Source organism: Lysinibacillus sp. RS10, from assembly GCF_041956855.1.
Taxonomy (GTDB): Bacteria; Bacillota; Bacilli; order Bacillales_A; family Planococcaceae; genus Lysinibacillus; species Lysinibacillus xylanilyticus_A.
This window is the reverse complement of record NZ_CP167122.1, coordinates 1,381,575-1,396,823: the sequence shown is the minus strand read 5'-3', so window position 1 is coordinate 1,396,823 and position 15,249 is coordinate 1,381,575. Positions and strand designations below refer to the sequence as shown.

The following is a 15,249-nucleotide window of genomic DNA, read 5'->3' as shown; positions in this document are numbered from 1 at the left end:
TAATTTCTCCTATTACCTCCATACCTAATAAATTATAAGTTCGTCTCCTCTCTCATTATTAATTTATAAAATATACATCTTTTTAATGTTGTCGCTATATGTCGCTAATTGAAATTAAATATACAACACTTCAAATTTATTGTAAAGTGCTAATTTTCTATTAATTTAGATATTAAATTGAGTTGTTGCCTTATATACCTTTCTGGGTCTCCCCTGATTGTAAGGTTGCTCCTCACCTGACAGTATTAAAAAATGATGATCTATTAATCGATTAATGATTCTTTCTGCAGATCTACGAGAAAGGTCCATATAATCAGCTAATTCAGCTGCTGAAAAAGCTCGGTTATTGTGCATTACAATAAACTGCTTGATGAGTTTTAAATTTTTTGCACTCATTTTTATTTCTTCAGCAATCTCTAAAATCTGCTTATCATTATTAAATAGTGGTATATTTTTGTCGTTTTCAAATATTGGACCGTGTAAACGACTTTCTTCATCTATAAGGCATAAAGTTGATTCTTGAAAATTATATTTATTCGTGAAAAATAAAGCTTGTGATGAATGCATCTCAGCCTCTTGTAACGAATAGCCAATTCCTATTCCAATATTAAAAAATGTTTCAAATCGCTTTTCTAATTGTTGTAATAAGGAGTTGAAATGGGCAATATTTGTTTTATTCATCACTCCACGTGTAGCATAAATTATATATGGCTCGCTTTGTGATTGTGAAACCCTTGCATTGAAAGTTTTACAAATCTCCTCTATATTTTCTAAAAATAAATGGTTGTTTACAATATTATTTTCTCTACTACGAATGGATACTACAGTTATTTGCGATGCGGACAATAATGAATATTTATAAGCATCAATTGCTTTAGATAACGTTGTAACAAATGTATGTTTACTTTCAACCATGTAGCTTGAAGGAATTCCTAATTGTTTTAGAGCAACAAAAACAGCATGTAAACTAGTAAGGGCTAACCTTGTTTCTCCTGCCTCATATAAATCCTTGTGAAAGCTAATATACTCATCTATTTGGAAGTCATCTATTTTTCGCTGTTGTTCGTACACCCATGAATAATCTTTTAAATGAATGGAAGCACACTGAATTCCCGCTTCCTTCATAACTTGATAAAAGCTATCTTCTTTTGGTAAATCAATTGAAACTTTAGATAGTTCGATATTTTGATTGTGTGTAATAGACAGTAATGACAGCGATAACATTAATTCATCAAAAGGCAAATACGCTGCTTGAATTTGCTGTGCTTGTATTTTTTCGAAACAATAATAATACGGAATCGACCCAGCAAACAAAAGAATGTCTGATTGCGATGCCGCCTCATCTATTAAATCCATACTTTGCTTAGGAGCAGTGTAAGGAAAATGGATAAATTGTACTTGTGGAAACTCTATAAAATTCACTTTAATATTATTCCAAAAAAACAAAGAACCGATAATAGCTACTGTTTGCATTTTTTTCCCTCGCTTATATTTTAACTACATAATAGGTCTTTCTATGTATGTTACATATGAAAGGCCCAATGTTCAAATAATTTAGTTTATTATCAGGCGTGTTGATTAACTATTTTTATCCATCTCAATTAATTTAAAGGCTCTAATTTCCGCTACAGGCTACAATCATTTAAAAATGGGAATATATTTGCAAAGTAGCAACAAAAAAATCCTTTTGCCACTCAATAATAAACCTATTTTTCCTAATCAACACACCTGGTTTATTATACATTTTTTGTATTAAACCCTTCGCAATTTTTTTATTTCCCCTAGTTCAATACATTCTCTAACAAAATTTCTTTTTTTACACGCTGAAACAAAAAAGCACCTCCTATTCACATGACATGAATAAGGAGATGCTGATTCCGCTTATTTTTAACTTGTTGCCAATGTAACCCATTCAATTTCGTCCGTACGAATGAAGAAAGGTGCACGGCTAACCTCTACAACAATATGGTCAGGTAATACAGAGACTAATTTACCTTGCTGATTATTTTTCTCCGTTTGCACTACAATTGCCTGACCAATCATCATGTTAAGAGTTTCGTATAAATATGGATTCGATATGCTTCCCACCTGCGTCATTTATAAGACACTTCCTTCCTACAAAAACTAACCATACTTAATAGTGTATGCAGGAATGATAGGAAATGTACCACTATTTTGACTCAAGAAGTATTGTAATCGGACCATCATTTGTTAGTGCAACATCCATCATCGCACCAAATATACCAGTCTCCACGCGTAAACCAAATTCACGTAAGGCATTATTAAAAGCCTCCCATAACGGCTCCGCAATTTCTGGTCTTGCTGCACTTGTAAAACTTGGACGATTCCCCTTTTTTGCATCTCCATACAATGTAAATTGTGAGACGGATAGAATAGCCCCTCCATGCTCTAAAATGGAATGATTCATTTTCTTATCGGCATCTTCCCAAAGGCGGAGATTAGCTACTTTTTTTGCTAAATATTCAACATCCTCTTGCGTGTCCTCATGTGTAATACCAACAAGAAGAACATAGCCACTATCAATAGCTCCTGTTACTTTCCCGTCAACAGTAACAGAGGCTGCTTTACTACGTTGTAAAACTACTTTCATTTTTTAAAACCTCAATTCTGTCATTGCATGCGCCAGAAGATTCATTTTCGGTACATTACAAAGTTACTACTACCCCACGATATATATTCAGCAGTGCAATCAATTAGTTAATCACACGTTGCACTGAATATATATCAGGTGTTTGTTTAATACGTTCCACTACTTTATGCAAATGAGAAATATTTGAAATCGAAATCGTTAAATGGATCGTTGCCATTTTATCTCGATCAACACGACCACTCACTGCTAAAATATTCGTTTTCGTTTCGCTTACAATTTGCATAATTTCATTTAAAATGCCTGGTCTATCGAAGGCTGAAACTTCAATATCAACAGGGTATTCTTTTTTCTCAGGCGTAAGTCCGCGTTCCCATTCAACTTCTATCAAGCGCTCCTGCTCATCATCAACTTGAATATTAGGGCAGTCTGCACGGTGCACTGAAACACCTCTACCTTTCGTAATGAAACCTACAATATCATCTCCTGGAACTGGCGTACAGCAACGCGAAAGTCGAATAAGCATATTGTCGATATCTTTTACGATAACACCCGATTCCGTACGTTTTTGTGGAATAGGGTTTTTCATTTTTTGCTCAATTTTCTCGAGCGCCTCTTCCTGTTCACGCTCTTTGCGTCGTTTTTCCGCTAGACGATTAACCACTTGCTGTGCTGTAATACCATTCACACCAACAGCAGCATATAAATCTTCTTCATTTGTATAGTTAAATTTTTCACAAACGCGCTTTAGATTTTCCGCTGACATTGTTTCTTTTATGTCAAAACCTTGTGCACGGATTTCCTTCTCTATCATCTCTTTTCCTTTGATGATATTTTCCTCTCGAAGATGGCGTTTGAAAAACTGCTTTATTTTATTTTTCGCCTGTGAGGATTGGGCTATTTTTAGCCAATCTCGACTCGGACCAAACGATTGCTTAGAAGTTAAAATCTCAATGATATCTCCCGTTTTCAATGGTGTATCAAGCGGTACCATTTTACCATTAATTTTCGCGCCAATTGTACGATTTCCAACTTCTGAGTGCACACGGTATGCAAAGTCGATAGGTACAGAGCCCGCTGGTAATTCAATAACATCTCCTTCAGGCGTGAATACATAGACCATATCAGAGAATAAATCAAATTTTAACGATTCCATAAACTCCTCAGCATTAGAAGACTCATTTTGGAATTCTAAAATTTCTCGGAACCACGTCAATTTTTGGTCGACATTTTGTTTTTCATTATCTATTTTTTTACCTTCCTTATATGCCCAATGTGCAGCAATCCCGTACTCGGCAATTTTATGCATATCCTTCGTACGAATTTGTACTTCTAATGGATCACCATAAGGACCAATGACTGTTGTATGCAGTGATTGATATAGGTTTTGTTTAGGCATCGCAATATAATCTTTAAAACGTCCAGGCATCGGCTTCCATAAAGTATGAACGATTCCAAGTACGGCATAGCAATCTTTAATACTATCGACAAGTACACGAATGGCTAATAAGTCATAAATTTCGTTGAATTGTTTTTTTTGTAACACCATTTTACGATATATACTGTAAATATGTTTCGGACGACCATATACATCGGCGCCAATTTCAACATCTGTAAGCTGTGACTTCATCTCAGTCATAACATTGTCTAGATACGCTTCACGCTCATCACGTTTTTTCTTCATAAGACTGACAATGCGATAATATTGCTGTGGATTTAAATAACGAAGTGCTGTATCCTCAAGCTCCCATTTAACAGTCGAAATCCCTAAACGATGCGCAAGTGGTGCAAAAATTTCAAGCGTCTCTTTAGAAATACGGCGTTGTTTTTCTGCAGGCAAATGTTTTAACGTGCGCATGTTATGTAGACGGTCTGCCAGTTTAATCAAAATGACACGAATATCCTGCGCCATAGCTACAAACATTTTCCGATGATTTTCTGCTTGTTGCGCTTCTTTCGATAAATATTTAATTTTTCCAAGCTTTGTTACACCGTCTACAAGCATTGCTACCTCTTCGCCGAATTCACGAACCAAATCGTCGCGCGTAAAATCCGTATCCTCGACAACATCATGTAAAAAACCAGCCGCAACTGTTTCTGGATCCATTTGTAATTCAGCTAAAATACCAGCTACTTGCACTGGGTGAATAATATACGGTTCACCTGAGCTTCGGAATTGCTCAATATGGGCATCCCTTGCTAATTCATATGCTTTTTTCACGAATGCGACATTTTCATCATTCATGTAGGATTTGACTAACTCAAAAACGTCCTCAGGAGTCAAAATTTGCTCTTTCGCCATAACATGTCCACCTTGTTCGTCAAATTTTTCAGATTAGATATAAATTCAATTGTATAAAATATTATGGGCTATTGTAAAGTAACTGTGTCATTTTGTTTAGTTAATCTCGTGAACAATGTGAAAAATGGAAAAAACATAATACGAAATGAATAAAAAGACCCTCTGCGAATTTAATATTTCGCAAAGAGTCTCTCTTCTCATATAATTGTTTAGCCTAATTTATTATACGCTACAGCAATTTTTGCACCAACTACTGCATTATTTTTCACTAATGCAATATTGGCATCAAGGCTTTTACCTTCTGTTAATTCTTTCACTTTTCCAAGTAAGAATGGTGTCACGTTTTTACCTTGAATACCGTTTTCTTCCGCTTCAACTAGAGCTTTTTCAATGATTTCTGTAATGAATGAATGCTCAAGTGCTTCAGCCTCAGGAATTGGATTAGCAATCACAGCTCCACCTTTTAAGCCTAATTGCCATTTTGCACGTAGCATTTCTGCAACTTCCTCTGGTGTATCAATCTTGAAGTTTACATCAAAACCGCTTTGACGTGTATAGAACGCTGGTAGTTCATCTGTTCCAAATCCAACGACTGGTACACCTTTTGTTTCAAGATATTCTAGTGTTAAGCCGATATCTAAAATAGACTTCGCCCCTGCACAAATTACAGCTACATTTGTTTGTGCTAATTCTTCTAAGTCTGCCGAAATATCCATTGTTGTTTCAGCACCACGGTGTACACCACCGATACCGCCTGTTACGAAAATTTCAATGCCAGCTAGCTCCGCACAAATCATTGTTGCTGCTACTGTTGTCGCACCTAATTTTTTTGTTGCTAATAAATACCCTAGGTCACGACGAGATGTTTTAGCTACACCTTGTGCATTACCAAACATTTCAAGTTCTTCATCTGATAAACCAATTTTAATTTTACCGTCGATTAATGCAATAGTTGCTGGTACAGCACCATTATCACGAATAATTTGTTCCACTTCACGTGCTGTTTGTACATTTTGTGGATATGGCATTCCGTGAGAAATAATTGTTGATTCTAATGCTACGATTGGTAAACCTTGTGCTTGTCCTGCTTTTACTTCTTCTGATAATACGATGAATTCTTTCATATTGTTATTCCTCCATTTCACTTTTTAACAAATCAACTGATAGCTCAGGTCTTACTGTATAGGGAGATGCAAGCGTATTTTTGGCATTCGTTAAGCCTGCATCAATACATGTTGCAAAGGATTGCCCAGTAAGCCAGCTATGGATCACAGCACTGACAAAGGCGTCCCCTGCACCTGTTACATCTTCAATTTTTTCTATAGCCTTAGCTGAGAAATGACTTGGCTTCGTTGTAGTAGAAGCTGCATACACCCCATTGCTACCAGCTGTAATAATTACATGCTCAGCACCTAATTTAAGAAGTTGCTGTAAAGCTTTTTCATAATGTGCAGAGCCTTCAATTGCATGACCGATAATTGTCTCTGCTTCATCTGTGTTACAAATAAACCACGTTACACCTTGCAACGTATCTGGCAGTCGATTCATTTTTGGCGAAGACACAGGTACGATGACAAACGGAATTTCGCGGGCAATCGACACCTGCTGAATGTAAGCTACTGTTTCCTTTGGACAGTTTAAATCCATAATAAAGCAGCCTGCATTCATCAGCATGGCCTCATGTTTTTTTAGCAAACTTGGCAACAGTAGTTCATATACTTCCATGTTTGCCACCGCTAATGCTAGTTCGCCCTGCTCATCCATAATCGCAGTATAGGAACCAGTCGAAGCATCAGGGAGCTGCTCCACATAACGTAAATTCATAAATGGCTCTGAAGCTTCTTGGATCACTTGCCAATCCGCATCTTTGCCGGCAGTAGTCAGTAATGTAACCTGATGATTTAATCTGCCTAAGTTTTCAGCAATGTTTCGACCAACACCACCTACACTAAATGAAGAGCTAGCAGGATTGGATGTACCGAACTGTACGTTCCCCTTTACATGAAATTTTCGATCAAGATTGGCTCCACCGATACAAACAATTTCATTTTCTTCAGGTAAAATATACGCACGACCGACAATTTTTCCCTGCTTCGTTAAGCTCGACACTAAATTAGCAAGGACTGGACGAGATAAATTCATCTTATCTGCCATCTCTTGCTGAGACATAAACGGATTCTGGCGAATTAATGCAAGGACCGCCTGTTCTCTTTCATTCATAGCATCACCTTTTATTATATTTGTTTATATTATAAACTTTTGTTTGAGCGATGTCAAAAATTTTTTATACAAAAAAGTTGAAGCCGATATGTTATGGGCTTCAACTTCAACTATTACTTCAATGAAATTTGATGTCTTATTAAAAAAGTATGGCTTTTCGGCATAACGTGGGGTTGATTTCCGTTCCGGCTGGGCGCTTTCCTGGGGGCGTCCGATGAGCCGCTTCGCTTCGCTGCAGGGTCTCGGGGCAACAGGATGTTGGTCACGAAGGCGTTATCACAGGACGTGATGGTTTTAGCCTTCGTTCCTCTATCGCTATTCCCCAAGGAGTCGCCCAGCCTCCACTCCAATCAACCATTTCACTTAGTATGCATTTTCTGGCATGTCACTCTAATTTATCTTGATAAAATGAAACTCCAGCAACAAATGTTTTTTGTGCGAAAGTGAAGCGACAATCAAAACAAATCGGAGGAACGGCGGCTCGATGCTGCTAAATACCGATCGCTAATAAAATTTCGAGAACCGACGAAAGCTAGAATTGCGCCCAAAGGAAAATCGAGTAGCCTATTTTCAAGTATTGGCATGATGAGGTGTTTGTTTTTTCACGATGATAACAAATAAACTTGCCAATGCACAGAACACCCCTGCAAGGAAAAAGGCCCAAGTATATGAATTGAAAAACTTATAGATAAGGCCTCCACCATAAGCTGTAACTGCTGCCCCTGCTTGATGTGATGCAAAAATCCACCCATAAATAATGCCACTTTTATTTGTTCCAAAAATTTGTCTAGAAATACTTATCGTTGGAGGCACTGTTGCAATCCAATCTAATCCATAAAAAATTGTAAAGATTGTCAGTAAAGTGAGCGACCCTTGCATTAATGCATACGGGAGTATAAGCAGAGACGTTCCTCTTAAAAGGTAATACCAAAACAATAACCATCGATTATCAAAACGGTCAGACAGCCACCCTGATAAAGTAGTGCCTACGAGATTAAATACTCCCATAAAAGAAAGAAAGGATGCAGCGGTTACTAAAGGGATACCAAAGCTAATACAATAAGAAACAAAATGAGTACCAATTAACCCACTAGTTGAAAGTCCACAAATGAAAAAACTTCCAGCTAATAACCAAAACTCTTTCTTCTTTATAGCTTCAAATAAACCATTAAACGCAATACTAATCGGATTTTTCTTATGATTCTCCTGTTGCATTTCTAGATTTTCTTCCATTCCATAAGGAAGAATTCCAATATCCTGCGGTTTATTTTTAATAAATATAGAAATAGTGATGAACATAACCATACTTAAAATGAGAATTAATCCAATCGCCCATCGCCAAGAATAATGCTCAATAATAATTGCCAATATAGGAAGGAGAATTAACTGCCCTGTTGCAGTACTTGCAGTTAAAATCCCTACTGCCAACCCTCTACTTTTCACAAACCAATGATTGGCTACATAAGGACTTAAAACCGTTAAAAAGAGACTTGCTCCTAAGCCAATAATACAGCCCCATATAATGATTAATTGCCATGATTGTGTCATAAAAAGCGTAAGCAACATGCCTATGAATAATGTAGCAATCGCTCCAAGCATCATTTTCTTTAAACCGACTACTTCTAGTAATGCCGCCATAAATGGACCTGAAAAACCATATAAAAATAGACTCACTGCAAAAGCTAAAGCTATTAAAGATCGATCCCAATTAAATTCTTTTTCAAAGGAGTCTATAAATACCCCTGATGATGACATTGTAATCCCTGCAACAATAATTGAGAAAAAGGTTACGACTAAAATAAACCAGCTATAATGAATACGCTTCATCTGAACACCTTCATTTCTTAATTGATTTTTTAAAATACTCTTTAATGAAAAAGATTACAGCTCGATATATGTATATGCATGCATCACTGGGGTAAATCCCTTTTAAAAACATGTATATACATATATAATCTTAGTAATCGCTTTTATTACTGTCAAGAAACATTTTCCACCTTAACAAAATAAATCAATAAGGCTACTATAATATTGAACCAACTCAAAAAGGAGTACGGAGCAATGAAGAATATAGATTACACACAAATATGTGTATGTGCAAACCTTCGTAAAAAAACACGAGTCGTGACACAATTGTATGATAAATTACTACAGCCCACTGACTTAAAAGTTACACAATACTCAATGTTAGCACATATCGATCATCAACAATCAGTTTCCATAAGTCGACTAGGAGAAATTTTGCTGCTCGATCAAACAACCATTACACGCAATATTAACTTGTTAAAGCAAAATGGCTATGTGGATTTAAATAGAGATCCGCAAGATGCTCGAACAAAGGTCATTACACTAACTGATAAAGGGGCTGAAAAATTAAAAGAGGCTGCTCCAATTTGGCAAGATATTCAAGAAAGAATTATCAATGATATTGGCTTAGAAAAATACAATGATTTTTATGAAACATTGAAAACTATGCAAAAAATAATTCAATCTTATGATGAAGAATAAATAAATAGACCTAAACAAAAGAATCCATTTTGAAAATGATTGATCAAAATGGATTCTTCGTGTTGTTGTCGAACTATTATGCTTGCCCTCCTACCATAACTCTTGGATTATTTTTATTTATTAATTTTGTAATGATGTTAGAAGGTCTACCCATACTATGCCCTTGAAGAAACGAGTACTCTTGATCGAATTTATTTAGTATGTGGTTATGAAAAAGATAATAAGTTAACGCCCCATTTGAAGTACCTGTTGCAGCTTCCTCATCAATACCGTAGAGCGGACAAAAGTTTCTACGCACTGCTATCCCTTCTTTTGTGTCGAGCGTAAATGCATGCACGCCCCCACTTTATTGATCTTTGTATATTCAGCTAGTGCTTTAAAATCAGGATTTAAAGTATATAAATCATCTTTTGTTTTTATTGGAAGCATTATATCTCAAAGACCTGTACTCGTAGCTTGAGAAACTAAATTGACATTTATATCTCCTATTTGACTTTTATCAATTTTGAAAAGGTTAGACAAACTATCATAATCATCGAATATTTTTCCTAACTGAGGTTTAGCTTGCTCCATCATAATAAATGATTGATTCACTTCAACAGTAAGTGTGCCGGCGAGTGTGTTTATAAAATATGTATTATTATCTTCAATCGCACAACTGTCTAATAATGCCTTAAAAGATGCAATAGTAGCATGTCCACAAAGTTCAACCTGTGCAGTCGGTGTAGAAAAACTTTATGTCAAAATTTTCATCTGTCTATTTTTTTAATCAATGCGGTTTCTTAAAAACGCACTTCTGCAGCAAATTTCTGCATAAACACTTCATCTAAATTTTCATGGATTACTACACCTGCTGTATTACCGCCAAATTTTATCTCTGTAAAAGCATCAATTACATAATATTACAATGCTAACTCTCCCTTACTTTAGAATTTAAATTGTTACTAATACCTTACTATATCGATTAATCTATATGTAAATAAAAAAACGCCACAAAAATGTGACGCTTTTCATATTATTGAAGTACTATATGCCGATGACTTTAAGGTGCCATATTAAATAAATTATGGCTCTCCTGAAAACGAAGGGTAGATTTCTGTTCCATCTGAGCACTTTCCTGAGAGGTGTTCAATCTCCACTACAATCAACTAGTTCGTTTAGCAAGTATCCAATAGTTATTAATATTCAATAAGTGTTTTTATGTTAATGTCGCCAAGTTTTGTACGTCCGTTTAGCTCTTTTAACTCGATAAGGAATGCACAGCCAACAACTTGACCACCTAATTCTTCAATTAAACGTACAGTCGCTTCAACTGTACCACCTGTCGCAAGTAAATCATCACAGATTAATACTTTTTGACCTGGTTTAATCGCATCTTTGTGCATTGTTAGCGTATCTTTACCGTACTCAAGACCGTAGTCAGCACTTATTACTTCACGTGGTAATTTTCCTGGCTTACGAACAGGCGCAAAACCAATTTCAAGTGCATAGGCAACTGGACATCCGATAATGAAGCCACGAGCCTCAGGACCTACCACAATTTCTGCACCTAATTCTTTTGCGTAACTTACGATTTGATCTGTTGCATATTTGTATGCAGGACCGTTATCCATAATTGTTGTAATATCTTTGAAGCTAATGCCCTCTTTCGGCCAGTTTTCAACCGTTGTTACGTATTGCTTTAAATCCATGTTATTGTTCCTCCTACGAAACTTATTCGTATATTAATTTAATCGTTCATCAAACCATTGTTTTAATTCTATATAAGGGGCATATACTAGCTTCTGCTCCATTTCAATCTGTTCTGAACGCTGTTTGTAAGACGGTGCCTCTGTGAGTGCTTGTTTTGGGGCATTCACGTTGACAGTCGTCAGCCCACCCTCCATTTTAACAAAATCAAGCTCAAAAAACACCTGTGTCATAAATTTTAATGCGTCTAATGGCCAACCTGTATGCTTCGCTAAATCAGCCAAATGCATATTTATTGGAAAAGCAGGTCGATTTTTTAGAAACTTATAGTACCAAGAGAATTGCTCACGCGTAGGCAACCCATTGAAATACTGTGAATCCGGCATGTAAAAGTGTGCATAGATACGGGAAGGTGTTGTTTTCTGTAATACATTTTCTAACATTCGAACATTTTGTGGCAAATCTAATAGTACGATATACTGGCTTGGATTTACATTTGAAAGCGTAGAATCCACTGCTAGAATCGGTACACCAATAAGTGACTGATAATAGGTAATCGTTTCTGGACGAAAGGCGATAAACGTTGCCTCTTCCTTTGATACAGTATTTAACCAGCGTGATGTTTGACGTATACCACGAATGTCAAATAATTGCCACTCTGTCGTTTGAACATCTTCTATCATAAATTGTGCCTTTTTACGTCCCTGCCATTCATTAATTTGTAAATCCCCTGTGAATGACACTTTTATTCCAAATGTTAGCTCGTCGTGTAGATGGCCCTTATTAAAACCGACACTATCTAATTTTTCATAGCCATCAGTTAGTTCCATTTTAATATGATTTTCAGCTGCTCCAATTTTACGCATGGAGGCGATTTCTACATCTTCAAGGACATAAACAGGCTTCGGAAAATCTGTACCAAATGGACCAAGTGTAGAAATCTCTTCAATCGCGTCTGCTGAGATTTCATCCATTTTTAGTGGTATATCAATATTAAGTACAGGTGTCAAATGCTCTTCTGATAAACAAGCCCTTGCTTGCGTATCTAAACGGGATCTCAATTCATCCACATGGTCAAGGGATAAGGTCATGCCGGCTGCCATAGGATGCCCACCAAAATGGGGTAATATATCGCGATTCTTCGCTAATTCATTATACAAATGGAAGCCTTCAATACTACGAGCTGAGCCTTTGGCTGTTCCTTTTTCATGGTCTAATGAAAGTACAATTGTTGGACGATAATAAAGCTCTACAAGACGAGATGCAACAATCCCTACTACTCCAGCATTCCAGCCTTCTCCAGCAATAACTAAAACGAGTGACTCTCCGACCTTTTTATCTGATTCAATGAGAGCAATCGCCTCATCTGTAATACTCTTTACAATATCTTTGCGTTCGCTATTACACGTATTCAACTGTTTCGCTAATGCTATTGCCTTAGTATTATCCTCAGCCATTAATAGCTCTACTCCTGGTGCCGCTTCTCCAAGTCGACCAACTGCATTTAAGCGAGGTCCAAAGTAAAAACCGATTGTTTCTTCACTGATTTTAGCTTGCTCTGCACTGGCTACTTCACACATTGCTTGTACCCAAGGGCTAAGTGAACGGCGCATTTCTTCTATTCCTCGTTTTACTAGGTAGCGGTTTTCATCAACTAAAGGTACTAAATCCGCTACTGTTCCAACAGCGACATATTCAATTAAATGCGTTGGTAGTTCCCCATATAGAGCATGTGCTAACTTAAAGGCTACACCAACGCCTGCAAGCTCGCCAAATGGATAATGTCCTTCTGGGATACGAGGATGTAAAATAATATCGGCAGGTGGTAATTCATCGCCTGGTTCATGGTGATCTGTAACGATAACATCCATACCTAGTTCCTTTGCGACACGAATCGGTTCCATGCCTGAAATACCATTATCAACTGTTATAATTAGCTGAACACCCTCTTCATGTGCTTCACGAAATAGCTCTTCATTCGGTCCATAGCCGTGAATAAAACGGTTCGGTATTTTAAACGATACATCGGCGCCGAGATCAAGCAACACATTCAGCATTACTGTCGTGCTTGAGACACCATCCGCGTCGTAATCGCCAAATACAAGGATTTTCTCTCCGTTTTCAAGAGCTTGCTCAATACGCGCTACAGCTTCTGCCATTCCATGCATTAAAAACGGGTCATGAATACTTACTTCTGTCATATTTAATAAGCTCTCTGCATCAGCTGTTGTTTCGCAGCCTCGTGCTGCTAAAATTTTCGCTGCAATCGCAGAAAGTTGTAGGTCATTTTGTAATGTTTGGACAAGCTTAGCGTCTGGGCGCTCTACCTGCCATCTCTTTTTCGATAGGATCATCTTTTCACTTCCTTACGTAGGCTATTATACAGAAAATCTAGCCTGTCCGCACTATCCATCAGATTGATAGTTTTTTCCTTCCGATTCTCAATTGAATCTGTCATCTATACCTTTCTAACCGACATAATCGAGTAGGAGACTAGCCATTAATTGACTAGTCGACCTCTCACACCACCGTACGTACGGTTCCGTATACGGCGGTTCGAAAGTTTTATGGTTTTAAAATGATTTGGGAGAGACTTTTTAAATTTTGTTTCTCCCAGTATTTATTATTTAGGGCTCTATTTATGATTGGATTATTGGATGAACGCCAATATCCCTTTCGGGTATTTGCTATTCTGTAAGCGTCGTTCGGGCAGATACCAAGTTTCTTAAGGTTGCGATACTTGGTTGTGGTTTTCTTCCACTCTTTCCATCGACACGCTCTCAATCTTCGGCGTATATGGGCATCCATCTTTTTAGCGTATTCTCCAATGTCCGCGATTTTAAAGTAATTAACCCATCCCTGAATCAGGTAGTTGAGGCATTTAATTCTTTCATCCATTCGCATGCTTCGATTGCGATTCGTGAGATGGCGGATTCTATCTTCCAATTTCTGTTTACTTTTCTTCGGCACGTAAATCCTTGTTTGTTGCTTGTTTCGGTAGAAACTCACTCCTAAGAATGTCCGTGCTCTCGGCTTTCCCACTGCGGATTTCTCCTCATTTACCTTAAGCTTTAGTTTCTTTTCGATAAATGTTGTCATCCCTAATTTCACACGCTCTCCTGCTTTTAGACTTTTAACATAGATATTGCAGTCATCTGCGTAACGGACGAATCTGTGACCTCGTTTTTCAAGCTCTTTATCTAGTTCATGGAGAAGGATATTACTAAGTAGTGGACTCAGTGGGCCACCTTGTGGCGTGCCTTCTTGGCTATGTACTACGACCCCATTTGCCATAGTGCCAGCGTTGAGAAACTTACGGATTAGCTTTAAGGTTGGCTTATCCTTAATATATCCCGCAACTAGTGACATCAGTTTATCGTGTTGGACACGGTCAAAGAATTTTTCAAGGTCCATGTCTACCACGAATTTGTAGCCTTCATCCATATAAGATTGCGCTTGTGTAATTGCTTGATGGGCACTTTTATTTGGACGAAAACCATAGCTATAGTCACTGAAAATTGGGTCGATGATTGGTGTTAAGATTTGAACAACCGCTTGTTGAATAACGCGGTCTGTTACAGTTGGGATTCCCAATTTTCTCGTATCACCATTTCCTTTCGGAATTTCTACCCGTTTTACCGGTTGCGGTGTATATTGCCCTGTTTGAATTTGGCGAGTAATCTTTTCTTTATTTTCTTTTAAGTATTGGCGTGTTGCCTCTATATCTTTCGCATCGACTCCGGCAGCCCCTTTATTTCTACGTACCTTCTTAAAAGCTTCATTTAGATTATCTCGGTCTGTTATTAAATAAATTAGTCCATTTGTATCCATATGTTCTCATGGTATAGGTATGCATATGAACAGTTCCACTCTTTTCGTTGCGCGATTCACGTTCTGCGTTTCAAGGCAGCGAAAAGTCTTA

General features: G+C 37.3%; 14 protein-coding genes. 1 reads left to right on the top strand and 13 read right to left on the bottom strand.

Annotated features, from left to right (window positions below):
• Positions 1-165 precede the first annotated feature (165 nt).
• The 7 genes from ACB089_RS07035 to ACB089_RS07005 all read right to left on the bottom strand — a co-directional run bounded on the left by ACB089_RS07035 (position 166) and on the right by ACB089_RS07005 (position 8,957).
• Entirely contained in the window at positions 166-1,473 is a 1,308-nt protein-coding gene (locus ACB089_RS07035) for a MarR family transcriptional regulator (protein ID WP_374965806.1), read from the bottom strand.
• 414 nt (positions 1,474-1,887) lie between these two features.
• Positions 1,888-2,097, bottom strand: coding sequence for a DUF2642 domain-containing protein (locus ACB089_RS07030; RefSeq protein WP_374965805.1), 210 nt, complete (start codon positions 2,095-2,097; stop codon positions 1,888-1,890).
• 73 nt (positions 2,098-2,170) lie between these two features.
• Entirely contained in the window at positions 2,171-2,611 is a 441-nt protein-coding gene (dtd, locus tag ACB089_RS07025; RefSeq protein ID WP_368635813.1) for a D-aminoacyl-tRNA deacylase, read from the bottom strand.
• Positions 2,612-2,714: 103 nt separating this feature from the next.
• A complete protein-coding gene (locus ACB089_RS07020) occupies positions 2,715-4,910 on the bottom strand; it encodes a RelA/SpoT family protein (protein ID WP_374965804.1) in 2,196 nt (731 codons plus the stop codon).
• Positions 4,911-5,119: 209 nt separating this feature from the next.
• Entirely contained in the window at positions 5,120-6,034 is a 915-nt protein-coding gene (locus ACB089_RS07015; RefSeq protein WP_374965803.1) for a pseudouridine-5'-phosphate glycosidase, read from the bottom strand.
• Between the two features lie 4 nt (positions 6,035-6,038).
• Positions 6,039-7,130, bottom strand: coding sequence for a carbohydrate kinase (locus ACB089_RS07010; protein ID WP_374965802.1), 1,092 nt, complete (start codon positions 7,128-7,130; stop codon positions 6,039-6,041).
• Between the two features lie 570 nt (positions 7,131-7,700).
• Positions 7,701-8,957, bottom strand: a complete 1,257-nt coding sequence (locus ACB089_RS07005; protein WP_374965801.1) for an MFS transporter — start codon at positions 8,955-8,957, stop codon at positions 7,701-7,703.
• 234 nt (positions 8,958-9,191) lie between these two features.
• On the opposite strand from ACB089_RS07005, the gene ACB089_RS07000 reads away from it, so the two are divergent.
• Complete coding sequence (locus ACB089_RS07000) at positions 9,192-9,638, top strand: MarR family winged helix-turn-helix transcriptional regulator (RefSeq protein WP_374965800.1); 447 nt, start codon at positions 9,192-9,194, stop codon at positions 9,636-9,638.
• A 76-nt stretch (positions 9,639-9,714) separates the two neighbouring features.
• Here the strand turns inward: ACB089_RS07000 and ACB089_RS06995 are convergent, their stop codons facing one another.
• The 6 genes from ACB089_RS06995 to ltrA all read right to left on the bottom strand — a co-directional run bounded on the left by ACB089_RS06995 (position 9,715) and on the right by ltrA (position 15,158).
• Entirely contained in the window at positions 9,715-9,936 is a 222-nt protein-coding gene (locus ACB089_RS06995; RefSeq protein WP_374965799.1) for a PhzF family phenazine biosynthesis protein, read from the bottom strand.
• A gap of 137 nt (positions 9,937-10,073) precedes the next feature.
• Positions 10,074-10,325 (bottom strand): hypothetical protein, encoded by a 252-nt coding sequence (locus ACB089_RS06990; protein ID WP_374967520.1) that lies wholly within the window; start codon positions 10,323-10,325, stop codon positions 10,074-10,076.
• A gap of 95 nt (positions 10,326-10,420) precedes the next feature.
• Positions 10,421-10,513, bottom strand: coding sequence for a hypothetical protein (locus ACB089_RS06985; protein WP_268637443.1), 93 nt, complete (start codon positions 10,511-10,513; stop codon positions 10,421-10,423).
• 303 nt (positions 10,514-10,816) lie between these two features.
• Positions 10,817-11,329, bottom strand: a complete 513-nt coding sequence (locus ACB089_RS06980) for an adenine phosphoribosyltransferase (RefSeq protein ID WP_374965798.1) — start codon at positions 11,327-11,329, stop codon at positions 10,817-10,819.
• A 33-nt stretch (positions 11,330-11,362) separates the two neighbouring features.
• Positions 11,363-13,681 carry a single-stranded-DNA-specific exonuclease RecJ gene (gene recJ, locus ACB089_RS06975; protein WP_374965797.1) on the bottom strand — a complete coding sequence of 773 codons (2,319 nt, stop codon included), beginning with the start codon at positions 13,679-13,681 and terminating at the stop codon, positions 11,363-11,365.
• A 211-nt stretch (positions 13,682-13,892) separates the two neighbouring features.
• A complete protein-coding gene (ltrA, locus tag ACB089_RS06970; RefSeq protein WP_374965264.1) occupies positions 13,893-15,158 on the bottom strand; it encodes a group II intron reverse transcriptase/maturase in 1,266 nt (421 codons plus the stop codon).
• Positions 15,159-15,249 lie beyond the last annotated feature (91 nt).